General features: G+C 62.1%; 27 protein-coding genes and 1 pseudogene. 11 read left to right on the top strand and 17 right to left on the bottom strand.

All coding sequences use genetic code 11. The annotated features are described in order from the left end of the window. Window positions 1–117 precede the first annotated feature (117 nt). The 3 genes from WMP96_RS03970 to WMP96_RS03960 all read left to right on the top strand — a co-directional run bounded on the left by WMP96_RS03970 (window position 118) and on the right by WMP96_RS03960 (window position 2760). Window positions 118–975, top strand: coding sequence for a MetQ/NlpA family ABC transporter substrate-binding protein (locus WMP96_RS03970; protein ID WP_200288235.1), 858 nt, complete (start codon window positions 118–120; stop codon window positions 973–975). A gap of 70 nt (window positions 976–1045) precedes the next feature. Beyond that, window positions 1046–2083: a methionine ABC transporter ATP-binding protein gene (locus tag WMP96_RS03965; protein WP_023020641.1), complete on the top strand. Its 1038-nt coding sequence runs from the start codon at window positions 1046–1048 to the stop codon at window positions 2081–2083. After that, window positions 2080–2760 carry a methionine ABC transporter permease gene (locus WMP96_RS03960; RefSeq protein ID WP_023020640.1) on the top strand — a complete coding sequence of 227 codons (681 nt, stop codon included), beginning with the start codon at window positions 2080–2082 and terminating at the stop codon, window positions 2758–2760. Before WMP96_RS03965 ends, WMP96_RS03960 begins: the two co-directional genes overlap by 4 nt. Window positions 2761–2781: 21 nt before the next feature. On the opposite strand, the gene WMP96_RS03955 is transcribed toward WMP96_RS03960, so the two are convergent. Further along, the gene (locus WMP96_RS03955) at window positions 2782–3642 is read right to left on the bottom strand and encodes a sucrase ferredoxin (protein ID WP_239205815.1); all 861 of its coding nucleotides are present in this window, start codon (window positions 3640–3642) and stop codon (window positions 2782–2784) included. A gap of 110 nt (window positions 3643–3752) precedes the next feature. On the opposite strand from WMP96_RS03955, the gene WMP96_RS03950 reads away from it, so the two are divergent. Further along, entirely contained in the window at window positions 3753–4310 is a 558-nt protein-coding gene (locus tag WMP96_RS03950; RefSeq protein ID WP_023020638.1) for an AMIN-like domain-containing (lipo)protein, read from the top strand. Here WMP96_RS03950 and WMP96_RS03945 read toward each other — a convergent pair. Beyond that, a complete protein-coding gene (locus WMP96_RS03945) occupies window positions 4307–5830 on the bottom strand; it encodes a DNA polymerase Y family protein (RefSeq protein WP_340432187.1) in 1524 nt (507 codons plus the stop codon). The genes WMP96_RS03950 and WMP96_RS03945 overlap by 4 nt on opposite strands. Then, window positions 5827–6423: a hypothetical protein gene (locus WMP96_RS03940; RefSeq protein WP_023020636.1), complete on the bottom strand. Its 597-nt coding sequence runs from the start codon at window positions 6421–6423 to the stop codon at window positions 5827–5829. Before WMP96_RS03940 ends, WMP96_RS03945 begins: the two co-directional genes overlap by 4 nt. Window positions 6424–6553: 130 nt before the next feature. On the opposite strand from WMP96_RS03940, the gene WMP96_RS03935 reads away from it, so the two are divergent. Together WMP96_RS03935 and WMP96_RS03930 are read left to right on the top strand one after the other, a co-directional pair. Beyond that, a complete protein-coding gene (locus WMP96_RS03935; protein ID WP_239205811.1) occupies window positions 6554–6973 on the top strand; it encodes a hypothetical protein in 420 nt (139 codons plus the stop codon). A gap of 137 nt (window positions 6974–7110) precedes the next feature. After that, window positions 7111–8148, top strand: a complete 1038-nt coding sequence (locus WMP96_RS03930) for an HNH endonuclease signature motif containing protein (RefSeq protein WP_340432186.1) — start codon at window positions 7111–7113, stop codon at window positions 8146–8148. A gap of 65 nt (window positions 8149–8213) precedes the next feature. On the opposite strand, the gene guaA is transcribed toward WMP96_RS03930, so the two are convergent. Next, window positions 8214–9788, bottom strand: coding sequence for a glutamine-hydrolyzing GMP synthase (gene guaA, locus WMP96_RS03925; protein ID WP_023020633.1), 1575 nt, complete (start codon window positions 9786–9788; stop codon window positions 8214–8216). Window positions 9789–9821: 33 nt separating this feature from the next. Here guaA and WMP96_RS03920 point away from each other — a divergent pair, with 33 nt between their 5' ends. Further along, on the top strand, window positions 9822–10193 hold the full coding sequence (locus tag WMP96_RS03920) for a hypothetical protein (protein WP_301716536.1): 372 nt from the start codon (window positions 9822–9824) through the stop codon (window positions 10191–10193). Window positions 10194–10296: 103 nt separating this feature from the next. Here the strand turns inward: WMP96_RS03920 and WMP96_RS03915 are convergent, their stop codons facing one another. Then, on the bottom strand, window positions 10297–11460 hold the full coding sequence (locus WMP96_RS03915) for a GuaB3 family IMP dehydrogenase-related protein (RefSeq protein WP_239205805.1): 1164 nt from the start codon (window positions 11458–11460) through the stop codon (window positions 10297–10299). A gap of 7 nt (window positions 11461–11467) precedes the next feature. Next, on the bottom strand, window positions 11468–12988 hold the full coding sequence (guaB, locus tag WMP96_RS03910; protein ID WP_301716535.1) for an IMP dehydrogenase: 1521 nt from the start codon (window positions 12986–12988) through the stop codon (window positions 11468–11470). Window positions 12989–13106: 118 nt separating this feature from the next. On the opposite strand from guaB, the gene WMP96_RS03905 reads away from it, so the two are divergent. After that, the gene (locus WMP96_RS03905) at window positions 13107–13478 is read left to right on the top strand and encodes a DUF5319 domain-containing protein (RefSeq protein ID WP_005326826.1); all 372 of its coding nucleotides are present in this window, start codon (window positions 13107–13109) and stop codon (window positions 13476–13478) included. A gap of 3 nt (window positions 13479–13481) precedes the next feature. On the opposite strand, the gene WMP96_RS03900 is transcribed toward WMP96_RS03905, so the two are convergent. Beyond that, a complete protein-coding gene (locus tag WMP96_RS03900; RefSeq protein WP_023020629.1) occupies window positions 13482–14237 on the bottom strand; it encodes a hypothetical protein in 756 nt (251 codons plus the stop codon). A gap of 65 nt (window positions 14238–14302) precedes the next feature. Continuing rightward, window positions 14303–14875 (bottom strand): sigma-70 family RNA polymerase sigma factor, encoded by a 573-nt coding sequence (locus tag WMP96_RS03895; protein WP_023020628.1) that lies wholly within the window; start codon window positions 14873–14875, stop codon window positions 14303–14305. A gap of 306 nt (window positions 14876–15181) precedes the next feature. On the opposite strand from WMP96_RS03895, the gene WMP96_RS03890 reads away from it, so the two are divergent. Next, entirely contained in the window at window positions 15182–15484 is a 303-nt protein-coding gene (locus WMP96_RS03890) for a WhiB family transcriptional regulator (RefSeq protein ID WP_023020627.1), read from the top strand. On the opposite strand, the pseudogene WMP96_RS11725 reads toward WMP96_RS03890, so the two are convergent. The 6 genes and pseudogenes from WMP96_RS11725 to WMP96_RS03860 form a co-directional block, all read right to left on the bottom strand. Next, window positions 15481–15834: pseudogene (locus WMP96_RS11725) on the bottom strand (hypothetical protein); the annotation flags it as partial. The gene WMP96_RS03890 and the pseudogene WMP96_RS11725 sit on opposite strands and share 4 nt — an antisense overlap. A gap of 84 nt (window positions 15835–15918) precedes the next feature. After that, window positions 15919–17535 (bottom strand): chaperonin GroEL, encoded by a 1617-nt coding sequence (gene groL / locus WMP96_RS03880; RefSeq protein ID WP_023020625.1) that lies wholly within the window; start codon window positions 17533–17535, stop codon window positions 15919–15921. Window positions 17536–17543: 8 nt separating this feature from the next. Further along, the gene (gene groES / locus WMP96_RS03875) at window positions 17544–17837 is read right to left on the bottom strand and encodes a co-chaperone GroES (protein WP_005322702.1); all 294 of its coding nucleotides are present in this window, start codon (window positions 17835–17837) and stop codon (window positions 17544–17546) included. A gap of 186 nt (window positions 17838–18023) precedes the next feature. Then, on the bottom strand, window positions 18024–18506 hold the full coding sequence (locus WMP96_RS03870) for a hypothetical protein (RefSeq protein WP_340432185.1): 483 nt from the start codon (window positions 18504–18506) through the stop codon (window positions 18024–18026). After that, window positions 18448–19266, bottom strand: a complete 819-nt coding sequence (locus WMP96_RS03865; protein ID WP_340432184.1) for an FtsX-like permease family protein — start codon at window positions 19264–19266, stop codon at window positions 18448–18450. Before WMP96_RS03865 ends, WMP96_RS03870 begins: the two co-directional genes overlap by 59 nt. Continuing rightward, complete coding sequence (locus WMP96_RS03860; RefSeq protein ID WP_023020623.1) at window positions 19250–19855, bottom strand: ABC transporter ATP-binding protein; 606 nt, start codon at window positions 19853–19855, stop codon at window positions 19250–19252. The genes WMP96_RS03865 and WMP96_RS03860 overlap by 17 nt, the downstream gene beginning before the upstream one ends. A gap of 112 nt (window positions 19856–19967) precedes the next feature. Here WMP96_RS03860 and WMP96_RS03855 point away from each other — a divergent pair, with 112 nt between their 5' ends. After that, window positions 19968–21119 carry a sensor histidine kinase gene (locus WMP96_RS03855; protein WP_301716533.1) on the top strand — a complete coding sequence of 384 codons (1152 nt, stop codon included), beginning with the start codon at window positions 19968–19970 and terminating at the stop codon, window positions 21117–21119. After that, window positions 21116–21751 (top strand): response regulator transcription factor, encoded by a 636-nt coding sequence (locus WMP96_RS03850; RefSeq protein WP_200288249.1) that lies wholly within the window; start codon window positions 21116–21118, stop codon window positions 21749–21751. Before WMP96_RS03855 ends, WMP96_RS03850 begins: the two co-directional genes overlap by 4 nt. A gap of 18 nt (window positions 21752–21769) precedes the next feature. Here the strand turns inward: WMP96_RS03850 and WMP96_RS03845 are convergent, their stop codons facing one another. From WMP96_RS03845 to tsaD, 3 genes are all read right to left on the bottom strand, one after another. Then, a complete protein-coding gene (locus tag WMP96_RS03845) occupies window positions 21770–23206 on the bottom strand; it encodes a purple acid phosphatase family protein (protein ID WP_301716531.1) in 1437 nt (478 codons plus the stop codon). Window positions 23207–23328: 122 nt separating this feature from the next. Beyond that, a complete protein-coding gene (locus WMP96_RS03840) occupies window positions 23329–23757 on the bottom strand; it encodes a hypothetical protein (protein WP_023020619.1) in 429 nt (142 codons plus the stop codon). Window positions 23758–23849: 92 nt separating this feature from the next. Further along, a complete protein-coding gene (tsaD, locus tag WMP96_RS03835; RefSeq protein WP_340432183.1) occupies window positions 23850–24893 on the bottom strand; it encodes a tRNA (adenosine(37)-N6)-threonylcarbamoyltransferase complex transferase subunit TsaD in 1044 nt (347 codons plus the stop codon). Between the last annotated feature and the right edge of the window lie 16 nt (window positions 24894–24909).

Genomic DNA, 24909 nt, shown 5'->3' with positions numbered 1-24909 from the left:
ATTATTGTTCTATACAAGCCCGTAAGACGTGATGCCGACAATAGACAAAGCGGTTCGCCGATTGCTAAGTTGCTAAACAGACAAATTATTTCAACTCCTACAAGAAGGGGAATCCCCATGCAGATCCGTCGCGTAGTGGCTGCTACTGCCGCTGTAACCATCGCTGCCACCAGCTTGGTGGCCTGCTCCTCCGATGATTCCAAGTCCATCAAGGTGGGCACCACCGACGACGCCAAGAAGGCGTGGGTAGCATTCGAGCAGGAAGCGAAGAACGCTGGCTATGACATTGAAATCCAGCCATTCGCGGACTACAACACCCCGAACCAGGCTCTGGACCAGGGCGAGCTGGATACCAATAACTTCCAGCACCTGAAGTTCCTAGCGGAGTACAACCACGGCAATGACACCAACCTGGTGCCTATCGTGGCCACCGAAATCGTGCCGCTAGCACTGTTTTGGAAGGACCACGACTCCCTCGACGGCATCGAGGGCGAAGAGGTCGCCATCCCGAATGACTCCACCAACCAGGCCCGCGCCATCAACGTACTGGTCCAGGCCGGCCTTATTACTTTGAAGGATAAGGACAACTTGGAGCCCACCCCGCTGGATATTGATGAAAAGAAGTCCAAGGTCAAGGTCACCCCGGTAGACGCCGCGCAGACCACGTCCGCGCACGGCGAGGGCACCCCGGCGATTATCAATAACTCCTTCCTGGAGCGTGCCGGCATCGATCCGAAGACTGCCATCTTCCAAGACGATCCGAATTCTGAAGAAGCAGAACCGTACATCAATGTCTTCGCCGTTCGCGAGGAGGACGCCGATAACGAAGACATCAAGAAGCTTGCCGAGCTATGGCACTCCGACGCCGTCCAGGAGGGCGTCGATGAAGACTCCGCCGGCACCTCCGTCGAGGTGGAGCGCAGCCAGGAGGATCTGCAGAAGATCCTAGATAAGCTCGAAGCAGATCTGGACTAATCACCCTTGCTTTTACCCCGCCGGAACCCCCGGCGGGGTTTGGCACTTTCCTAACTAAGGACGCAAACACGTGGCAGATTCCACTCAACGCGGCACCCGCATCGAGTTCCGCGAGATCACCAAGATCTTTAAGCAGAAAAAGGCGCGAGTTAAGGCACTCGACCATGTCTCCATGACCATTGAGCCCGGCGAAATTGTCGGCATCATTGGCTACTCCGGCGCCGGCAAGTCCACCCTTGTACGCATGATCAACGGCTTGGACACCCCGTCCGCGGGAGAGCTGCTGCTTGATGACACCAATATCGTTGGCATGTCCGAGAAGAAGCTGCGCGGCATTCGCCGCAATATCGGCATGATTTTCCAACAGTTCAACCTGATGAACTCGCGCACCGCGGCCGGCAATATTGAATACCCGCTGCAGCTGCAGGGCGTCGGCAAGCAGGAGCGCGCCAAGCGCGTGCAAGAGCTGCTGGATTTCGTCGGCCTAGGAGACAAGGGCAAGAGCTACCCAGAGCAGCTTTCCGGCGGCCAGAAGCAGCGCGTCGGCATTGCCCGTGCGCTGGCCACCAACCCTTCGCTGCTGCTTGCCGACGAAGCAACTTCCGCCCTCGACCCCACCACCACGCAGGAAGTCCTCGACCTACTGCGTCAGGTAAACAAGGAATTTGGCATCACCATCGTGGTTATTACCCACGAGATGGAAGTCGTACGCTCCATCGCCGATAAGGTCGCCGTGATGGAAAACGGCCGCGTCGTGGAACAAGGCAGCGTCTACGAGGTCTTCTCCAACCCACAGACCTCCGTGGCCGCCAAGTTCGTAGCCACCTCGCTGCGCAACGAGCCCGACGTCGTTGAAACCGACGACCTGCTCGCACACGAAGGCCGCCTATTTACCATCAACCTCACCGAGGAATCCGGCTTTTTCACCGCCGCCGCCCGCCTTAAGGAAGCCGGCGTATCCATCGCCGTCGTCCACGGCGGCATCACCACGCTGCAGCAGCATTCCTTTGGCAAACTGACCGTACGGCTCAGCGGCGACAATAACGCCATCGAAGAGTTCTACCGCACGCTTTCTACCACCACCCAGATTGAGGAGATTGCACGATGACCGTCACCACCCTCGCCCAAGCCAACTGGGACCGCCTCGGCCCTTCACTGGCCGATGCCATCGTCGATACCCTCATCATGGTCTCGACTACCCTCATCGTTTCCGGCATCCTCGGCCTTGGCCTAGGCATGCTGCTCTATACCACCCGCACGGGCGGCATCCTGCAAAACCGGTTCGTCTATTTCATTGTCAACCTGCTGGTTAACTTCGTCCGCCCCATCCCGTTCATCATTTTGCTGGCTTTTGCCCAGCCACTGACCGTCATAGTGATGGGCGGGTCCATCGGCCGCGGACCGGCCACCTTCGTCATGGTCATCGCCGCGACCTTCTCCGTAGCCCGCGTGGTGGAACAAAACCTCGTGTCCATCGACCCCGGCGTTATCGAGGCCGCCCGCTCCATGGGTGCCTCGCCGTGGAAGATCATTACCTCCGTTATCGTCCCGGAGGCCCTCGGCCCACTGATTTTGGGCTACACCTTCCTGTTTATCGCCATCGTGGACATGTCCGCTATGGCCGGCTACGTCGGCGGCGGCGGCTTGGGTGACTTTGCCATCGTCTACGGCTACCGCGCCTTCGAATGGGAAGTCACCGTCGTGGCCACGCTCATCATCATCGTGCTGGTGCAGGCCGCCCAGTTCTTCGGCAACTGGCTCTCCTCCAAGGTCATGCGCCGCTAGCCCCCGCTTGCCGACGGCGCCCTACCCCGCGACCGGCTCCACGCCGGTCGCTACGATGGCTTGGCCCGTCTTCGGGGCGTCACCACACGAAGAAACCACACCTTCTACCTCGCGCTCCTCGAGCGTCACGCGCCAGCGCCGGCCGTCAATGTGGCTGACCTCGCCGCTATCAGTGGCGGTGAGCTGGCCGTAGGAGAGCTCCTCGCCGGCGTCGATAAGCGCTCGGGCCACCGCCAACTCCGCCACCTGGCCGCGCGGGCCGAAAATACCGCGCCCGCGATTTACCGGGTAAAAATACTTTCCCCGCGCCGCCGCCGCAATCATCTGCGCGGCGGCTTCTTTATTCATTCGTCCAAAGGAATAGCCCCACGGCATGAGCATGACCGATGGCGCGAACCGGTGTCCCTTCGTGTGCGAGGTCTCCCAGACCATATCCGGGTAATCCTCCACCAGCTCCGCGGCCAACGGCCGCCCCTTGACCGCACAGCAGGTATCGCGCTTCGCGTGCGTACACACCAAAACCAGCGGTGTTTCCACTGCGCCGCCTCCATTGCGTCTAGGCCCTGTCAGATCCAGATCGAGGATTTTCTCCGGCCCCGTCAGCAGCACGAGTTCCATCACTCCCCGCTCGGCCCACACCAGGTAGCAGCGGTGCATCTTGCCTACCTGGCGGCCGTCGCGGCCCGGTCGGCGGATAAGCTGCAGCCCCGCCACGCCCTTCAGCTTGGCCTTGAGCTGCGCCGTGAGCTCCGGCCCAAAGGTATCGCCATCGAGCACGTCTCGCGACCATCCGCCCGGCCACTCAAAAAGCACATAGACGGATTCCTTCTTCGCCGTGCCTGGCAGCGGCTCTACCTGGATATCTGAACAGAACTCGGTCATATACCTAAGCCTAACCTTTCTGCATTTCAGCTCACACCCTTGGCCACAATTCGGCCACGAAATACCCCCTCGGCTATACAGTTCACGGCCGAAACTATAACCTAGGGGGCATGCTAAAAGTCCGTCTCGCCGCAACACTCCTCGTCGCTGCTTCCCTCAGCGGCTGCGCCGCCCAAGAGACGGACCGCACCACCATGGCTGCATCTGCGGATAATTCCCGGCTCAATCCACTAGGCCAGGCCAATATGGAAATGAAAACCCTCCGGCCGCAGGCCCCCTCCGAGCTCACGGTGACCAACGTGCGCATCGGCCAGCACGAGGGTTTTGAACGCGTTGTCTTTGAACTCGACGGCAGCGGCTCTCCCGGCTGGTTCGTAGACTATGCCGACACGCCCACGCAGCAGGGTTCTGGCAAGACTATTGACCACTCCGGCGAGACCGCACTCAATGTCAATATCGACGGCGTGGTCTACCCCTTCGAGGCGGGGAAGGACGATCCCCACATCGGCGTGGTGGATGCCCCCGTAGAGGGAGTCGTCACCCAGGTGGTCAATGGCGGTACCTACGAGGGCCGCTGCCAATTCGTCATCGGCATGACCTCGCGCAAGCCCTATTCCGTGCAGGTGCTCGATAACCCCACCCGCCTCGTAGTCGATATTCGCGATTAATAGGTCGCCTCCACCCGCCAGCGCCCGCCGGACCATACCAAAAGCCAGGCCCGCTGGTGCTCTTCGTGGTCGGCTTGGCCCACCACCTGCAGGCGCGCTACGTGCTGCGGGTTACTAGTCCACCACTGCGTATCCACCGGCCAGGGACCGGCCCAGCCCAGCACGCGGAAGCGATGAGCGCCCCAGCTCAATGCCACCGGCGCCCCCGAAAGGAGAGCCTCGGCGGTGACGAATACTTCGCGACGAGCGGCGTCGATAAGCCGGATGCGCGCGGCCGGATGATTAGGCCCACCGCCCAGCCGCGCAGGCAGGGGTGCCGGAATACGGCCAGGCCACTCGCCTTGTGGCGGTGCGTCGCGCTGCTCGCCATAGGGCACGTACTCGATGCGCTCGGCCACCCCACGGCCGCCCACCGCCCGCGGCTGCAGCACGCGGTCAACCCCCAGCTGCGATTGCACGCGAGCGATCACACGTTTGACCTGCTCCTGAGATCCCTCTCCGCCCCAGAGCCCGGTGGCGGACGGGGTGGCCACCTCCACCGGCTCCAGTGCGAGGCGGCGGATAGCCGCGCCCCCACCAGTGGCACGCGAGAGCCAGCCATCGAGCTGCCAGCGCACGCGGTCCGCGGTGGCCTGCTCCGTCAGCGCTTCCTGTGTGCGCCACACCCGCGCCAACTCCTCGCCGGTGCCAAACTCCGCCACCACGCGCAGCCGCAGGCAGACCTTGCCGGCCTCTTCCAAGCGGGCATGCAGCCGGGACGCTAGCTGACGGGCCGCGAAGGCCGCCGCGTCCACGCGCTCGATGCGCTCTTCCATTTCCACGGCCAGGTCTGGGCGCGCCATTTCTGGAGCTACGCGCCTATCCGCACGGGCTTGGGCCAACTCGTGCGCGCGACGCCCGGTCTCACCGAAACGGGTGGCTACCTGCTTAAACGGCAGCGCCGCTAAGTCACCCAGGCGCCGCACACCCAACTTATCGAGCTGCGCAACAAACCCAACATCAAAGCCCAAGGCCTCATCGGCGGCGAGCACTCCTATGGGCTGGGTGGCCAAAAACTCTCGCGAGCCGCCCTCTGGCACCACCGCGCCCATGCCACGGTGCCGGGCCGCGATAACGGCCGTAGCAATCTCATCGGCGACGCCGAGGGTGGAATCGAAGCCGGCGTACGAAGAGGCGTCGACAAGCATCTCTAATGCTTTCTCCTCGTGGTAGCGCAGCGCCGCGCCCGCGTCCACAATGGCCAAACCAGGGCGCAGCACCTCCACCGAGGACGCCACCGCATCCAAACCGGCCGCAACCTCCGCAAACGCCGCACCATCCCGATCCGGATTGGCCTCCACCACCGTCGCCTCGGGGCACAGCGCTTGGGCTTGACGCAGGCGCATCCCACGCCGCACCCCCGCCCGGCGCGCCGTCCTATCGCATACCGCAACCGCGTGATTGCGCGCAATGACCATAGGGCCCTGCCCGCCGACGGCCTGGATGGGCCAATCCGGAAACCACACGGCCGCTACCCTCATACGGCCTCCAGTCTGCGGTGTTGGCCCACCGTGAGCACCCCATGCACGCTAGCCTGCTTCGAGGTCACCTCAACGTCCATGTCCACGCCGCGAATGCGCCCACTGCCCTTGCCGACGCCCCGATAGGCACTCACCTGCGCCCCTATCTCCACCGCCGTGCCGGGCAAGCGCGTGCCCACCGTCAGCACCGCCGCGCGCCCGCCGCGCACCTTCGCCAGCACCGGCCGGGCCTTGGTTGGGCTCACCTCACCGGGCGGCCCATGATGGATGACTAGGTCCAGTCCTTCCGCCAATACCCCTGTCACCATCCAGGAATCCACGCCCGGATCTGGGACGGTTACCACACGTTCGATAACACCTTCCTCGGCCACTTGTGTGAGTAGAAGATCTGGCCACCCCACTACACCCACATGCCCACCGCGGGCCGTGAGGTGACAGATAAGCTCCACCACAAGCGCTGGACAGTTAGTACAGTGCACCACGTGCCGGCGCGCCAAGCCGCCCGCAGGAAGCAGACGTGCCAGGCCAGGAAGCGTATCTACCAGCTCCTCTTCCGGGCCACGCTCCATAGCGCGCATGCGAGTACGCAGCATCGCCACACGGTCCGACCTACTTAGTCCGGCCACCGCTTTTTCTAGGCGAACGCTCGTTTGATTCACCCGAATAGTATGAACCCTCACCCGGACACATGCAAGTGTATGTTCGAATGGTAGCCTTAGCGGCATGAACTTCAACGCTGCCTACGGTGCCATGCGCGAGCACACCACCCCCATTCCCACTCCGCCATGGGTGCGTTTGGGTTCGTCCATCCTCATCGGTGCGGCCGTGGCGCTTTTGGCCAGCCGCGCACATATTTTTGCTGCACTAATCGGGGCGCTCGTGTGCCTCGTGGCGGCTTTCGTTCTCGTCTTTGCCCACCCCTACCGCCACGCGATGCGCGATTATGCCACCAAGCGCAATGTCACTCTGGTTCCTAGCATCGCACAGCTCGTGCCGCTGATGATTCTGTGGCTTATGGTGATGCTCGCCCCCATCGTGGCCCTACCCGCGTGGGGCGCCGGCCTGGTATGGCTGGTGGTTTTTGGCCTGAGCTTTCTCGTCTTCCCCCACGTGGATGGCACGCGACGGCTCGCGTTTGCCTAATCTATACGACACTTTTCGGGGTTATCCACAGCTTTTCCGCCCCGCCTCGGGTATGTAGGCCGGGTTATCCACACAACTGGCCGCAGCGGTTGCGCCGGCCGTGCGCCGGTGTAGGTGCGCGTCGTAGCGTTGCAGGCATGAACGCACTCGAGACCTACCTCACTGCCTTAGGCCCCGGCATGGACATCATCGCCGGGTGCCAGGGCATGTCCGGGTCCGAGCTTATGGACCACGGCGCGCCCGATGCCATCGCGGCCGATCTGCTTCTTTTGTGTGAGAGCTACTTTGGCCGCACCAAATTTACCCGGCTACAGCGCCGTGCTATTGCCGACGCCCGTCGCAACACCCATTCTATCGCCACACTCACCGCCCTAGAGCGCATTGTTAACCGCGCCCCGAGCAAGAAACAGGCCTGGGAGCTACGCGCGGAGTGCTGCGCAATGACCGGCGCGATGAGCCATATTCTCAAGCACGCCCGCCGGCGCCTGCACGAGATGAAAGACAACACCGTTACTCCAGGTGTGCGCACTTACCGACGCCCCAATGACTACTGGACGCTTGCCATCACCGGAACCTCTAGTTTCATCGCGGATCTCAACGCCGCGCTGGCCGCGACCGGGAAGCAATCGCTCGAGGCGGTAGAAAAAATTCTCTTTGACCAGGCAGCGGCCGCGCGGGCAGAGGTGATAACCAATGCCATCGTGCCATTAGACAAATTCATTCGCATCCGCGACGGCCACGGCGACGATATCGAGCTCGACCTGACCAATGGCGCCACCATTACCGGCACCGAATATCTGCGGCGCGTACTCAACGACGTCGGCTTTTCTGGCGATAGAGAAACCGGCTACGTCACGCTCGTGCACCCCGAAGAAGGGCCGGTCAACCTCTACCGCACGGCGCGCGTGGCCAATGACAAACAGCGCATCATGGCCGCTGCAGAAAACCCACGCTGCGCCTGGCCGGGCTGCAACCAACCGGCCGATCTCTCCCAGGTCCACCACCTCAAGGCGTGGAGTAACGGTGGGGAGACGAATATGAAAAACCTGGTCATGTGCTGCGCCTACCATAACGGCGTCAACGATGATGACTCCAACGCTCCGCCCCGGCGCGGCCGCCTCGAGCGGGTGGGCGGGCGCATTGTGTGGCGTCCACCGTTTACCCCGCGCGAGTAAACACGCTCCTCAAACGCGCGAAAAGGCGCTCAGAGATAGCCTGAGCGCCTTCTACGCATGCCGTTTTACTCCCACTCGATGGTTCCCGGTGGCTTGGAAGTGCAGTCCAAGACCACGCGGTTGACGTCCTTCACCTCATTGGTGATGCGGGTAGAAATTTTCTCCAGTACCTCGTATGGCAAGCGGGTCCAGTCCGCAGTCATGGCGTCCTCCGAGGACACTGGGCGTAGCACGATCGGGTGGCCATAGGTGCGGCCATCACCTTGCACACCAACGGAACGGACGTCGGCCAGCAGCACGACCGGGCACTGCCAAATCTGGTCATCCAGGCCGGCATTGGTCAGCTCGGTGCGGGCAATGAGGTCCGCCTCACGCAGCGTCTCCAAGCGCTCCTCGGTTACCTCACCGATAATGCGGATACCCAAACCTGGGCCTGGGAATGGCTGGCGGTTAACGATTTCTTCCGGCAATCCCAGTTCGCGGCCGACGGCGCGTACCTCGTCTTTAAACAGCAGACGCAGCGGCTCAACCAGCTCGAACTCCACGTCATCTGGCAAACCGCCAACATTGTGGTGAGACTTAATATTCGCCGTGCCGTCGCCGCCGCCAGACTCGACCACGTCCGGGTACAGCGTGCCTTGGACGAGGTAGTCGACGGTGGAGCCTGCAGGGGCGTCGTCAAGCACGCCCGCAACCGCACGCTCAAAGGCACGGATAAACTCCGCGCCGATGGCCTTGCGCTTTGCTTCTGGGTCGTCAACGCCGGCCAATTTCTCCAAGAAGGCACTGCGCTCATCCGCAGTCACCAGCTTCGCGCCGGTGGAGGCGACAAAGTCCTTTTCCACCTGCTCCCGCTCGCCAGCACGCAGCAAGCCGTGGTCGACGAAGACACAGGTGAGGCGATCACCGATGGCACGTTGCACCAGTGCCGCCGCTACAGCGGAATCCACACCGCCGGATAGGCCACAGATGGCGCGGCCGTCCTCGCCCACCTGAGCGCGAACGTCCGCGATGAGCTGCTCGGCGATATTATCGGCCGTCCAGTTCTGCTCTAGGCCGGCAATCTCGGTCAGGAAGCGGGTAAGTACCTCTTGGCCGTGCGGCGAGTGCTGCACCTCAGGGTGGTACTGCACACCGGCCATCTTCTTTTCCAGGCACTCCATCGCTGCAACCGGGGCACCGGCCGAAGTGGCCGTAACTTCAAAGCCCTCGGGAGCGGCAGATACGGCATCACCGTGGGACATCCATACCTTATGGGTAGTCTCCAGGCCAGCGTGCAGTACGCCGCCCTTAACGTTCATATCGGTGCGGCCGTACTCACGCTCGCCAGTCGACGACACAGTGCCACCAAGAGCGTGGTTCATGGCCTGGAAGCCATAGCAGATGCCGAAGACAGGAATGCCGAGCTCAAGCAGCTCCGGCTTCAGGGCCGGGGCACCGTCAGCATAGACGGAGGACGGGCCACCCGACAGGATAAGCGCGGCGGGATCTTTAGCTTTGATTTCCTCCACAGACGCGGAGTGAGGGACAACCTCGGAGTAAATCTTGGCCTCGCGCACGCGACGGGCAATAAGCTGCGCGTACTGAGCGCCAAAGTCCACAACGAGGACGGGGCGCGGGGTAGTGTTTGGCTTAGTCACGCCCCATAGTCTAACCCACTAAACTGATAGCTTATGAAGCGCTTGGCTATTGTGCTCACCACCGGGCTATTGTTATGCGGTTGTGACGCTACCCCAACTACGGCCGAGGTGACGTCTGCGCTGGATGAACAAGGTCCACAACGGGTAACACTCCCAGCCGCAGAAGTCTTTGGAAGCAAGTGGGACGAGTGGGCTCCCTTATGCGGCACTCAGCAGGCAGAGCGCATGGGATACCCAGAAGTAGCGCATAATTCGGTAGTGCTGCGCGCGAAAGAGGAAAAGAAGGTTGTAGAACTCAATCCTGCGGGAATACGCGTGTGCCCAGTCCACGATGCAGGACAATGGCGGCCGATGTCGCGCGAGACCACATGGAGGAGGGAAGGCGGTTGGCAGTTGGTTTCCTGACCACCCTCCTTCTCCGCCACGCTCTGCCTCTCCAGAGGAAAAGAAAGCTTGAAGACAAAACGCGGCTGCGCCAAGAAAGCACAGCCGCGTTCGAGATTGCCGATTAGTGGCGGACGGCGAGCTCAACCTTCTGGAAGGACTTCAGGTCGGTGTAGCCGCACTTTGCCATGGAGCGGCGTAGCGCGCCGACCAAGTTGGTGCGGCCGAAGGGCTCGCTGGAGGGACCGTGCAACACCGTTTCAAGCGAAGGAGCGGCAGACTCTTCTGCAGCTTCGGCCGGGGTACCGGCGGTGAGGAAATCAACATCCAAGTCGGCATCAGCTCCGGAGAACTGGACGAAGCCGCGGGGGAAACGCGGGTGACCGGCCGTGGCGGGCCAGTACCAGCCTTTACCGCCGGCCTCGCGGGCCTGAGCAAGCAGTGGGCCGAGAGCGACACTGTCGGCGCCACAAGCAAAAGCCTTGGCAATATTGCCGGAGTTTTCAAACTCGGTATCGGCGATGATGTGCACGTAGCGGCCGCCAGTCTCGTCGAGGTAGTCGCGGCGGGCGGCAGCGGCGTCGGCAATAGCGGTGGCCATGGCCGAGTCGATACCAACGGTCTCGGCGTTGGTCGTCACGCCCGCGCCCACGATAACGCCGGCCGCGCCAGTGCGCATCAGGTGCAGCGCGGTGGTGTAGTCGGTAACTCCGCCCGCGATGACCGGCACATCCAGCGATCCGATGAACTCCTTGAGGTTCAACGGCTCGCCACCAGTAGCTACGTGCTCGGCCGAGACCAGGGTGCCCTGAATAAACAGCAGCTCGGCACCGGCCGCGATCACCTTCGGGGCCATCTCACGAGCATTTTGCGGAGAAACGCGCACAGCAACGGTGACGCCGGAGTCACGGACTTGGGAGATGCGTTCGGTAAGGAGGGCGTCGTCAAGCGGGGCGGCGTGCAACTCCTGAATGATGGAGTTATCGCCCGGCTGCGAGTAAATGCGAGCTAGAGCGCCTTCGAGATCCTCGTGGCGGCCCCACAACCCCTCAGCATTAATGACGCCCAGGCCACCTTGCTTGCCCATCTCGATGATGAACTCGGGCGTGGCGAGCGCATCGGTGGGGTGGGACACGAAAGGGATGTCGAAGGTATAGGCATCGATGTGCCAGGTGGTATCCACGTCCTTGGAGGAGCGGGTACGGCGTTGCGGCACGATGGATAGTTGCTCTAGATCAAAGGTGCGGCGGGCCTCGCGGCCGATGCCAATTTCGGCGTATTCACGCATGATATTCCTAGCGGTAGTTTGGTGCTTCTGCGATTTGCTGCAGGTGGTGCGGGTGGGATTCCTTCAGGCCCGCGGCGGTGATTTGAACGAAGCGCTTGGTCTTCAGCTCGGCCAGGGTGGCGGAGCCGGTATAGCCCATGGAAGCGCGCAGGCCGCCGATAATCTGGTGCACGATGGCATCGATATCGCCGCGGAAGGGCACTCGGCCCTCGACGCCTTCTGGAACCAGCTTGTCCTCGCTGCGAACATCGGCCTGGAAGTAGCGATCCTTGGAATAGGAGCGCTTTTCGCCGGAAAGTCCACGGCCCTGCATGGCACCCATGGAGCCCATGCCGCGGTAGCGCTTGTACTGCTTGCCCTGGTAGACCACGATGTCACCGGGCGCCTCAGTGGTCCCGGCAAACATGGAACCCAGCATGACGGTATCGGCGCCGGCCGCTAGGGCCTTGGCGACGTCGCCGGAGTACTGCATGCCGCCATCGCCGATCACCGGTACACCGGCCGGGCCAGCTACCGCGGCGGCTTCCATCAGGGCCGTAATCTGCGGCGCTCCCACGCCAGCGACGACGCGGGTGGTGCAAATGGAGCCCGGGCCAATGCCGACCTTGATGGCATCCGCGCCGGCATCAATCATTGCCTGGGCGGCCTCACGGGTGGCAAGGTTACCGCCGATGACATCGACCTTGGAGCCAAAGTCCTTTTGGACGCGGGAAACCATTTCCAACACGCGGTTGTTGTGGGCATGGGCGGAATCGACGACGAGGGCGTCCACGCCGGCGTCGACAAGCGCGGCGGCGCGCTGGTAGGACTCCTCGCCGGTACCGATGCCGGCCGCAACCAACAGGCGGCCGGCCGAGTCCTTCGACGCGTTAGGGTACTGCTCGGACTTTACAAAGTCCTTGACGGTAATCAGGCCGGTGAGCTTATTATCCGCATCGACGATGGGCAGCTTTTCCACCTTATTGGCCGACAACAGCTCGAGGGCTTCCTCCTTGGATACGCCCTCGCGCGCTACGACGAGCGGCATGGCCGTCATAACCTCGCTGACCTTGCGATCAAAGTCAGGCTCGAAGCGCATATCGCGGTTGGTGCAAATACCGACTAAAGTGCCGTCCTCATCTACCACCGGCAGGCCGGAGATACGGAAGCGGGCGCACAGCGCGTCTACCTCCCCAATGGTCATATCCGGGCGGGCAGTGATGGGGTCGGTGACCATGCCGGACTCGGAGCGCTTGACTATTTCTACCTGCTCGGCCTGGTCCTCGGTAGACAGGTTACGGTGCAGCACGCCGATGCCGCCCTGGCGCGCCATGGCAATGGCCATGCGGGCCTCAGTCACGGTATCCATGGCGGCCGAGGCAAGCGGGACGCCGAGGCGAATATTGCGGGTAAACTGCGCGCCGGTATCGACCTCGGAGGGCACGATATTGGATTCGGCGGGCAACAGAAGCACATCGTCAAAGGTCAGGCCGCGCAGGGCTACCTTGTTCGGGTCATCTCCACCAGTATGAATACGGTTCTCGCTCATCGAGGTCTCTCCTTAACAGGTTTAGCGGCTACCACAACTGTAGTGCTTTGCCGGCCGACGACACCATTTGGGCAGGGGTAAATTGCCTCGGGAGGGTAAGTTCAATAGGCTCGCAGGCGTGAACTTCTTCGCCAATATGCCCCGCGATCCTTTCGCCGATGACCCGAATGACCCCGCCTCCTTCTTGGAGGAGGACGAGCAGGTCATGCCGCTTACCGACGACGACCGAATCGCCATCATCCACGACCTCGCGCTGGTGCAGAAATTCGCGTCCATCCTCGGCCCGCGCGGCATCGACGGCATCTTCTTCCTCTGCGAGGATTGCCAGGAAAATCACTTTTATGAGTGGGATATCATGGCCGCAAATATGCGCGCCACGCTCGAAGGGGAGCTAGCGCCAGTGCATGAGCCAGGCGCCGAGCCGGATCCCTCCCGCTATGTTCCCTGGGACTACGCCCTGGGTTACTTGGATGGCCTAGAGGGCCGCTAGCTTCTACTGCTGCTGGCCCAACTCGATGGTGGTCGTCGGCTCATCCTCAACGTTGGGGTTGGGCTGCGGGTTTGGCTGCCCTTGTTCCGTGACCACCACGGTTTCGGTGGCGTACTGAGTTTCGGTCACGGTAACCTGCTCCGGCTGCTGTTCCGGTTGGGAAGCTTCTTCCGCCACGGTTTCGGTGGCGGTCTCCGTCACGGTGTGCGGGGCGGGCTTCGGGTGCGCAGAGCGCTTGTGTTCCGCCTCACTGTTGGCGGCGATGGCCTTTTCTTCCTTGCCTTCGGCCGCGTCCAGCTTGGCTCGGGCATCCCTCATCAGTTCCCGAGCACCTTCAATATCGCCTTCGGCCGCGCGAGATTCCATCTCTTCCAGCGTTCCGGCCAGCTCTACATTGCGGGTCTTATCCCCTTTATCAAAAGTTCCGGCATGCAGCATTGCGCCACCGGCTCCAGCAATGACTAGGGTTGCAGCGGCCGCGCCAATGAGACCATGCACGAAAGGCCCGCCGCGGCGACGCTTGCGCGCCTTACCAAGATCAATAACCTGAGGCTCCGCCTCAGCGCCTTCTACCAGCGGGGCCGGAGGCATGTGCTTGTCGACGTCCCCCTTTAACTCCAGCAGCAACCCCGCCAGGTCATCCTGACGGTCGGAAGGGTCGTTGCCTTTCGAAAGCTCAGTGAGGAATGCATCATCATCGACCAAGGGCTGGAGCTGGTCCGCTAGGTCGTCGTTATCGCCGTGGTGCTTAGAAGCCATGATGGTGTCTCTCCCCCTTCCTTTCTGTTATGAAATACCTGCTGTGAGATTGGGCCACAAGCCCCTTAGTGTGCAGTTTCCTGCGCGACTTGGAGGGTCTTTCGCAATTGAGCTAGTGCTCGGTGTTGTGCCACACGGACCGCGCCTGGAGTGGAACCCACAATTTCCGCAGTCTCTTCTGCTGACAAACCGTTGAACACGCGCAGAATAACGATGTTTTTCGCCTTATCACTTAATGTATCGAGCAAGGCGCGCATTCTGTTACTACCGTCGGCCTCTAGCGCCCACTCTTCAGGAGTGGCTTCACGCGCGGAGTCTTCCGGAATTTCTTCGGTAGGCGTGGACTTATCGCGGCCCATCGCGCGGTGAGCATCAGTGACCTTATTAAATGCGATGCCATAAACATAGGCCATAAAAGGACGGCCCTTGTCCTCATAGGAACCAATCGAGGTAGCCACTGCTAGGCAAATCTCTTGGGCCACATCTTCCGCGGTGGGTTGGCTGCCGCCCCCGATGCGGGCGCGGCAGTAACGCAGGACCTGCGGGTGAATGATCTGCAGGACTTTTTGCAGCGCTCGACGGCTGCCGTCGACGGCATGCGGAACGAGATCCGCTAGCTCCTGTTCCCTATCGCTCACGTATGCACCCTCTGAGATGTTTTCGACCGGTAACTAACCATATTGGCACACGGGGAGTTTATGCAAAGGCAACGCGCACCCCCATTACCTATGCAAGCTGAGCGGCAGAAAATTCACAAACCGTTAACCTTCGGCGTTTGCGCTGGTAAACCATGGTGCAGGAAGAGGAAGTGCGAGAATAATACTTAAAAGTCAAAAATCGGTAACCCACCGTTTACCCACGCGCGAAACACTACGTGAGGTTGCTTTCCGCGACGCTGCGGAAGCCACACAAGAATTCTCGCCCTTACAAAGGAGCTTAGTAACGTGTCTCAGCCTCATTTGCTTCCCGGTCCCACCGCTGACCTGTGGGATTGGCAGCTACAAGGCGCCTGCCGCGGAGAAAACTCGGACGTATTTTATCACCCGGATGGCGAGCGCGGCCGCGCCCGCGCCCAGCGCGAGAATCGCGCCAAAGCCATCTGCAATTCTTGCCCGGTCATTGATTTGTGCCGCGAGCATGCCTTGCAATCCGCCGAGCCCTACGGTGTCTGGGGCGGAATGAGCGAATCCGAACGCGTGGTAGAGCTTCGCCAGCGTCGCCGCGCCGCCGCGCCGGTCAACGCTTAAGGCAGGAAAGTTAGGGGGAGACGAGGGCGTCGGCAAAAACGCCCCGTCACCGAGTCACGCTGTTCGGCTAAGTCTGCTGGCGTGCCGCTAAAGACCGCCTGGCCGCCGGCCAAACCGGCTCCGAGGCCCAAATCGATGGCGTAGTCCGCGTGCGCGAGCACAGCCAGGTTGTGGTCGATACGGATGACGGTATGGCCGGAGTCCACCTGCTCATCACGCCCGGCTCCACGTAGACCACACCCGCGCCGTTGCGCTTGAGGCAGGCACCCTCGAAACTCGCGGAATAAGAGTGCGGGTTTGATGCCATTGGCCTTGGCGAAGGCCTTGCGAACGGGGTCGGTATCACCGGTGACCTTGATGTATTCCACGGCCCTAGTCCAGGTACAACAAAACCCGCCTCGCGGGAAGCGGGGCGGGTGATGTTGGTAGCCAGTTTAGTGCTGGTGGCCGTGACCGGTGTCAGCTGGCTGCTCTTCCTGTGGCTTTTCCACCACGGAGGCCTCGGTGGTAAGAACCATGCGGGCCACGGAAGTGGCGTTGACCACGGCCGAGTGGGTGACCTTGACTGGGTCAATGATGCCGTTATCAATGAGGTTTCCGTACTCCAGGGTATTGGCATTGAAGCCTTCGCCATTGGACATCTCGGCAACGCGGGAGACGACGACAGCACCGTCGAGACCGGCGTTTTCGGCGATCCAGAACGCCGGGCGGGTCAGCGCGCGGGCGACGGCGAGGACGCCGACCTTTGCTTCGCCCTCAAAGCCCTCAGCGAAGGACTCCAGCTCCTTAGAGATCTGGACCAGCACAGAGCCACCGCCGGCGATGACGCCTTCTTCAACGGCCGCGCGGGCCGCGTTGATGGCGTCTTCGACGCGCAGCTTGCGCTCGTTGACCTCGGTCTCGGTGGCGGCGCCGACGCGGATGACGGCCACGCCACCGGAGAGCTTAGCTAGGCGCTCCTCCAGCTTTTCCTTATCCCAGGTGGAGTCGGTGCGCTCGATTTCGCGGCGGATCTGCTCGCGGCGCTCCTCTACCGCTTCAGCGGTGCCGCCACCATCGACGATGACAGTGTCTTCCTTGGTGATGGTCACGCGGCGAGCGGAACCCAAAACGTCGAGGCCAGCCTCGTTGAGGTTAACGCCCACCTCTGGGTCGATGACGGTGGCGCCGGTAACGACAGCCAAGTCATCCATGAAGCCCTTGCGGCGCTCGCCAAAGTACGGGGCCTTCACGGCCGCGACCTTGAGCACCTTGCGGATGGAGTTGACGACGAGCGCCTGCAGCGGCTCGCCCTCAACGTCCTCTGCGATGATGAGGGTTGGGCGGTTGGTCTCGGCGATCTTCTCCAGCAGCGGCAGGAAGTCCGGCAGGGAGGAGATTTTATTGCGGACGAGGAGCACAGCGGCGTCGTCCAGCACGGCGTGGTAGGTCTCTTCCTCCGTAGCGAAGTACGGGGAAAGGTAGCCCTTGTCAAAGGAAATTCCCTCGGTGACATCGACGGCGGAGTCGATGGTCTGGGATTCTTCGACGGTGACAACGCCGTCCTTGCCCACCTTGTCCATAGCACCGGCAACCATCTCGCCGACCTCCGGGTCGCGGGAAGAGACGGTGGCTACCTGGGCAATCTCGGACGAGGAGTTGACCGCGGTGGCGCGAGCCTTGAGCTCCTCCACGGCCTTTTCGGCCGCCGCCGCGATGCCGCGGTTAAGCTCGATTGGGTTAGCGCCAGCTGCGACGTTGCGCAGGCCTTCGAAGATGAGTGCCTGGGCCAGCAAGGTGGCGGTAGTGGTGCCGTCACCTGCGATGTCGTTGGTCTTGACTGCAACGGACTTAACCAGCTGGGCGCCGAGGTTCTCGAATGGTTCCTCGATGTCGATATCGCGGGCGATGGTCACGCCATCATTGGTGACGGTGGGGCCGCCAAAAGCCTTGGACAACACGACGTTGCGGCCGCGCGGGCCGAGAGTGACCTTGACGGCATCAGCCAGCGTATCGACGCCGCGCTGAATTCCCTCGCGGGCTTCTTGGTCGAATGCAATAAGCTTTGCCATAGTGAGGCCTACTTCTCGATGACGGCGAGCAGGTCACGGGAGGACAGCAGCAGGTACTCCTCACCGTTGTACTTCAGCTCGGTGCCGCCGTACTTGGAAAAGACCACGGTATCGCCCTCGTTGACGCCTACCGGGGTGACCTCACCCTTGTCGTTGGTGCGGCCTGGGCCTACTGCAACGACGGTAGCTTCCTGCGGCTTTTCCTTAGCGGAATCCGGGATAACCAGGCCGGAAGCGGTGGTGGTTTCAGCTTCTACGATCTGTACGAGGACGCGGTCCTCGAGAGGCTTAATGTTTGCCATGATGTTTCCTCCGTAGTGTTCGTATGCGCGCCGGTATGGCACGCGCGTGCCGGTTGTGGATGTCCAGCACAGCCGTCGTCGCGGGTGAACAACTGTGGGTCAAACAACCTGATTAGCACTCTACCCTCGCGACTGCTAACCCTCAACAATGACCCGGCCCACATTCTTAAGCCCTCAGCGTTCCTTTCAGCGCTCCCGATTCCCCGCGCGTACAAAGCCGGCAAGCGCCAGCTTGACGACGCCCAGGGCGATAGACATCGCACCAAAAATTACGGCGAAGGCCGGCCACCACAGCTGCTCCACCAACGTCTGGCCGAAAGGAACCTGTGGGGTGAGCAGGTGGTGGAGTGGGAGGAGCGTCGCCAAGCACAGCGCCCAGACCACGCCGGCCGCAGTCAGGGTGAGGCAGGCCGCCTCCCCCACTTGTATGCGCGCCCAGGCCCCGGGGGTAGCGCCGGCGAGGGTGAGGCCGCGGATATCGGAGGCAATGCGCCCGTGCATGAGCAGCGAGGTGAGCACGGCACTCACGATGCTGGGGGCAAAGACAGGCCCTAAAAGGGCGACGAAGACCTGCCAGGACGATAGGGTGCCGCCGGCGCCTGCGGCGCTTTCAAAGCGCAGGCCAGAGCCTACGGCGACGATAAATCCGCCGACGAGGACCCACGGCACGATGTGCGGGGTAGAAAAGTTGCGACGCACGCGTACATTGGCCCCAGCGATGCCGGCCGCGCGGGTCCATTGGTCGATAGCGGGCATAAGCCAGGGCCAAAAGAGGGCGACGAGGATGACCAAGCCCATCTCGGCCGAGAGAAAGATCGCCGGGATCGGCAATGTGCAGGCACCCGTAAACCGTGCTGCCGATGGCCGCGGACGCGAGCAAGAATTTCACCACGGTCCAGGCCGGGTGTGCGGTGGTGCGCGGCCGGAAGACTCGGCGCAGTGGAGGCAGCGCGCCAACTAGCGCTGCGGACATGCAGACTATGACCGCAATGACCGTGACCTGGCCGGTAATGGCAAGGTCCGGCATGGGGATGCCATCGCTGCGTAGCGCGCGTACGCACGGAGCGAGCAGCGGGCCGGCCGGCAGTACTCCAAGGAGCCCTGCGGCCGCGCTGACTACGGCGACCTGGCCTAGAATGAAGGCAATAATCATCCACCCCGGCATGCCCACCATGCGCCAGGAACGGTAGACCGGCTCGCGCTCGGCGATGATAAGGCGCATTTGCGATAGCGTCACCAACACCACCACGCACAGGGCCATGCCGAGTACCGTGCCGCCCACCGGGCCGGCGGGGTTTTCTTCGGCCCCGGAGGAGGCGACCAGCATGGCTAGCGCCAGGGTGCACGAGGTGGAAGAGACCACCAACGTCAGCGCCACGGCCAGCCACGATAACCAATTGGACTGTAAGTCCTTAAGCCACACCAGCATGGGCTACCTCCTCAAGGGAAATAACGCGGTCGGCCGCTTCAGCGGCGAGGTGCGAGTGGGTCACCATAATCACGCTGGCGCCATCGCGGGCGGCGGTGCGCAGGTGGGAAAGGACGGTGGATGCGGTGGCGTCGTCAAGCGCGCCTGTGGGTTCGTCGGCGAAGATATAGGGCGCTTGAGCCAGCAGGGCCCGGGCTACAGCCACGCGTTGTTGCTGACCACCGGAAAGCTGTGCGGGCAGGCGGCGCTCCAGACCAGCAAGGCCGAGCGAATCAAAGACCTCCGCCACCCGGCTGCGTGACGGGCGCCGGCCGGAAAATCGCGCGGTCAAGGTGGCATTGCGCTGCGCATTGAGGGATTCCAAGAGGTTATAGTCCTGGAATACAAAGGCACGCTGCCTGCGCCCCGGCGCGTTGACTTGTCCGGAAGTGGGTTTATCCAGCCCGGATAGCAGGTTTAGGAGCGTGGTTTTACCGCTACCGGAAGGCCCCATGATGGCGACGAATTCGCCCGGGGCGATGGAAACAGTGACCCGCTTGAGCACAGTGCGGCGGCCGTAGCGCTTGGTGAGATTTTCTGCTTTTAACATGCCTTTGATTCCACTCGGCCGCGCAGAAGAAAGACATGGGGCGGGCTGCCCAGAAAATGGTAGAGCTAGCTCTACTGCTCCACGCCGGGTAAGGCGGCTAGGCTCTTGGGTTATGCGAACCCTCAAAGCCTGCGCGTGGAGCCTTGTCCTTGGCGCGCTATTTATCCCGGCGTTGGTGGTTTCGGTGCTGATGCTGCCGTGGGTTCCGCTGGTGGGACGCGCCGCGGAATTTGTCGGCCGGTTGGGTGCACGGTGGATGGGCGTGGAGATCCCTTCCCGGCGTGCGGGCCGGTGGTTTGATTGGCAGCAGTTTTATCACCTTATTATGCAGCTATTGCTTTCAGCTGCCTGCTTTGCCGCGTGGACTGCCTTGGGTTTTACGGCGGGTGTGCTGGTCATTGCGCCATTCGTGCCAAAGACCGAATTCTCCTTTGGCGAGTGGTCTACCACCAACCGGCCGCTCATTTTCTTTACCTGCTGGCTCACCGTGCCGTTGCTGGTGGCTTTATTGGTGGGGCTCAACCGCCTGTTGGTCTTGGCGTCGACCTCGTTGACTCGGCTGGCGTTGAGCCCCTCGGCCGAGGAGTTGGCGGCCTCGCGCGCCACGCTTATCGATGCCTTCTCCGGCGAGCGCCGCCGCATCGAGCGCGAGCTGCACGATGGACCGCAGCAGTACCTGACCGCGCTCAAGCTCAACTTGGCGGCGGCGAAGTTGCAGGCCCCGTCCGAGGCGCTGCCTGCTTTGGCCGATGCGGAACATAATGCTTCTTTGGCCCTGGCTTCCCTGCGCGCAACGGTGCGCGGCATTGCCCCGCAGGTGCTTTTCGACGCCGGGCTTATCCCCGCCCTCGACGAGCTACTCGCCCACTCCGGGCTGGAGACTGAACTGCACGTGGACGGGCCGGAACGCTCCGTGGACGAGACCACTGCCCTGCTGGCCTATCATGCGGTGGCCGAGGCACTTACCAATGCCTCCAAGCACGGCGCGGCCACCGAGGCGAAGGTAACGGTTACTTTCGGGGACATGCTGCGCCTGGACATCGTTGATAATGGCACCGGCCCCGACCTCAGCCCCACGGCCAAGGCGTCCACCACGGACGCGGCGACAGTCGCCACGTCGGGAGCCGGTACCGGCATAGCCGGGCTACGCGAGCGCGCCGCCGCACTGGGCGGCACGCTAAAACTTGCCGCGGCACACGAGACTGCCGCGGGCGAACGCGGCGGCCGACTACTAGTCGAGCTGCCGCTGAAGGAGGCGGAATGAAACTATTACTCGCGGAAGATTCCGCGCTGCTGCGCGCCGGGCTCGAGCAGCTACTCAGCTCTTTGGGCCATAGAGTTACAGCCGCCACGGATGCCGAAGAACTGCGCGCAATCGCTGGGCGAGAAGCCTTCGACCTCATTATCAGCGATGTGCGCATGCCGCCCACCATGACTGACGACGGCCTGCGAGCCGTCCATGACCTGCGAGCGCTAAACCCTACCCAACCAGTGGTGGTGCTAAGCCAATACGTAGCGGCAAGCTACCTCGACCGCCTCTTGGAGCACGGGGGATTTGGCTATCTGCTCAAAGAGCGCGTCTCTGATGTAGAGGAATTCGTGCGCACGCTCGACGAGGTCGCCCGCGGCGGCACCGTGGTGGACCCAGAGGTGGTTACGGCACTGCTGTCTGCAAAGCGCACTGGCCTCGCCCAACTCACCGCCCGCGAACGGGAGGTGCTGGGACTGATGGCGCAGGGGTTGAGCAATAAAGAAATTGAAGACACGCTCGTTCTTAGCGCTGGCGCGGTAAGCAAGCATGTCTCCAATGTTTTTACGAAGCTCGGGTTCCTGCCCGAGGATTCTAACCGACGGGTCAAGGCCGTGCTGGCGTGGCTGCGCCACACCGAGCGCTAATAACGCCGGCGACGCGAGCTACTTCTTGGAGCTGAGTCCACTCAAAGCATCGCTGGAGCTCAGGGAGCTGCCGCCTTCCGGATCCTGTGGCACCTCTGGGGTGTCGGGGTCGGTAGAGGCGTCGGCAGGCGCAGCGCCACGGTCCTTCTTCTTCAGCGAAACCTTGTCTACCAGGGTGTTATCGGCTTCGTTGAAGGTAGCGAAGGTGAGCTTGTCATCGGAGACATCCACGCGCATGTAGTCCTCGGTGTAGTCCTGGCGCCACATGGCGGTGGACTCATGGGCGAGCTTCGGATCGATGGTCTCCATGCGTGCGCCCTTGTGCTTCTGATTATTAACGTCAGTGAAGTCGTAGTACTTGCCGCCACCCGCGGTGGTGGTGGTCAGATACAAGGCCTCACCATCCTTGGGTTCGAGGACATCGCCGCGCTGCGGCTTCTTTTCTGGCAGGACTGGCTTGTTGTTTTTCATCAGGTGGCTGCGGGTGTAGATGTGGTCGTGGCCGGAGAGCACGGCATCCACGTTGAGCTCAGAGAGTACCGGGGTGAGCTTCTCGCGCAGGTTGGTGACGTCCTTATCAAAGTGGTGCGAGCCCTGTGAATACGGACCGTGGTGCATGCCAACTACGATCCAGTCATTATCCGCGCCACGAGATTCCACGGCCTCGCGCAGGAATTGCTCGTGGCGGGCAATATCGGCGTCGGAAGAAGCATTGGAGTCCAGGCCAATAAAGAGCACGTTATTGCGCTCGAAGTAGTGGTCGCGGATATCTTCGGCCTGGTGGGGGTTAGAGAAGTGCTCATCATGATGTTTCATGGTGAGGTTATAAGTCTCGTGGTTGCCCGGAACGGTATTGGTCGGGATGTGACGAATTTCCGGGGCGGAGAAGTAGGCATCGTACTGCGGCACTTGGGCGCCCCAGCCTTCTACTTGATCCCCTAGGGACCAGATCATGTTGGCATTGGGCACATGGGAAGCCGCGTGAGCGATGGTCTTGCGCCACTGCTCCGCTTGGTCATCTACCTTGAGGTCCACGCCGATTTGCGGGTCTGCAACGGTGAGGAAAGACCACTCATCGCCATTGGAGCCGGTGTTAAAGGTCTCTGGTTCGGACCAGCCGCCTTCCTCAGAGCCAACGCGGTAGGAGTACTCGGTATCCGGCTGCAGATCGGTGGCGGTGGCGAACTGGGATTTATAAAGCAGGGCGCCGTAATCGCGTTCCTCGGCGCGGAAAGTCTTGGTGCCTTCCGGGCCGGTAACCTCGAGGACTTCGTCGGCTTTGGACTTGGTGCGCCACGTAACCATTACCTGGGATTCATCCTCGCCCGGCTGCAGGATGGTGCGGTAGATGGGTGAATCAGCGGCCAGCGCCGGGGTGGCGGGCACGATGGTGGCGGCACCGCCCACGGCAAGGGCGGTAACGAAGGAGGCGACGAAGCGCGATGATCGAAGCATACAGTTTTCACCTTTTGGAGTCTTAGAAAAAGCAGTACGGCTCCCTAGGACACCATAAGAATGTGAACACCGTATTACGAGCGCGCGAAAAGCGCTTGAACCCTACCTGTGAGGGGCTAGGTTTAAAGGCTCTTGGTGGAATTGATAACGGCCGCGCGCCAGAGCGTGTACTCCTCTGGGTTATCTTCGCGGTAGTTCTTGACGGCGCGAATGCCCTGCTCCACGGACTCGATGACGGCGTCAATGGTTTTATCTTCGCCCTCGGCATCAACGAAGATGACCGGACCACAAATGGAGCGGATGGGGTCTTGCAAGAAAGCGGCATTGCCGGTGGCGGCGGCGTTGCGCGCCAAGGAGGCTACTGGGTTGGGTTCGGCGCCTTCGGCCTTGGCTTCGGGGTTGTAGAGCGCCGCATAGGTGGTGCCGTCTTCTTGGAATACTACGGAGACGCGGTCCTCAGTGGTGCCGCCCAAGAACTGGTTGGCGTGCTCCAGCTCGAATTCCAGCTTGCGGCGGGTGAGATCAGGGTTGACAAGGAAACCGACGGTCATGAGAGAAAGCTCCTTCACAAAGCCAAGAGGGCATGAACGCCTTTTAGGCGTACCGGCCCCGCACCCCGCCTGCAGAGCGAGAAAGAAGAACTTTAGGTTAACTGCGGCTCTTCCACATCCAGCTGGGTATCGGTGCCAACTCCGAGGCCAGAGGGCTGGGCACCTTCATGAATAAGCTGCGCACCAATGGCCGCGATCATCACGCCATTGTCGGTACACAGCGAAAAGCGCGGCACGCGCAGCTCGACCCCAGCGGCGGCACAGCGCTCGCTAGCCAGCTCGCGCAGGCGGGAATTAGCGGCCACGCCGCCTCCCAGTAGCAGCACCCGGGCGCCCGTGTCCTCGCAGGCACGCACGGCCTTGGCGGTCAGGACATCGGCCACGGCTTCCTGGAAGCTGGCGCAGACATCTTCCACGCTGATGGTTTCCCCTGCCTTTTCGGCGCGCTCCACGTAGCGGGCCACGGAGGTCTTGAGCCCAGAGAAGGAAAAATCGTGGCGGTGCGGGCCGCGCAGATCCTCGGCGCGGGACATGCCGCGCGGGAAATCGATGGTGGCTTCGCCGCGGGCGGCGAGCTTATCAATCACCGGGCCACCGGGGTAGCCCAAACCGAGGAGACGGGAGACTTTGTCGTAGGCTTCACCGGCGGCGTCGTCAAGCGTAGAGCCCAGCTCGCGCATGGGCTTGCCGACGGCCTCAACCTCCAACAGCTGCGTATGCCCGCCCGAGACCAAGAGGGCCGCCGAATGCGGCAGCTCTTCGCCTTCCAGGTTGGCCACGGCAACGTGGCCACCTAGGTGGTTAACGCCGTAGAAAGGCACGCCCCAAGCCGCGGCATAGGCCTTGGCGGCCGAGGCACCCACCAGCAAAGCACCGGCTAGCCCTGGCCCCACGGTGGCGGCGATGGCATCTGGCTTAGCGATGCCCGCCTCATTCAGCGCCGCCTGCATCACCTGCGGCATGGCCTCAAGGTGGGCACGGGAGGCGATCTCCGGGACGACGCCGCCGAAACGCGCGTGCTGCTCCATGGAGGAAGCGACAGCATTGGCGATGATTTCCATGTGGCCGTCCTCGCGAAGCTCGACGATGCCCACGCCGGTTTCATCGCAGGAGGACTCGATGCCCATGATCTTCATGACTGCTCCTTAATTA

This window comes from Corynebacterium sp. KPL4035 (genome assembly GCF_037908325.1).
Taxonomy (GTDB): Bacteria; Actinomycetota; Actinomycetes; order Mycobacteriales; family Mycobacteriaceae; genus Corynebacterium; species Corynebacterium kefirresidentii.
The sequence above is the reverse complement of the archived record's forward strand: the minus strand, read 5'-3'. Positions and strand labels throughout refer to the sequence as shown.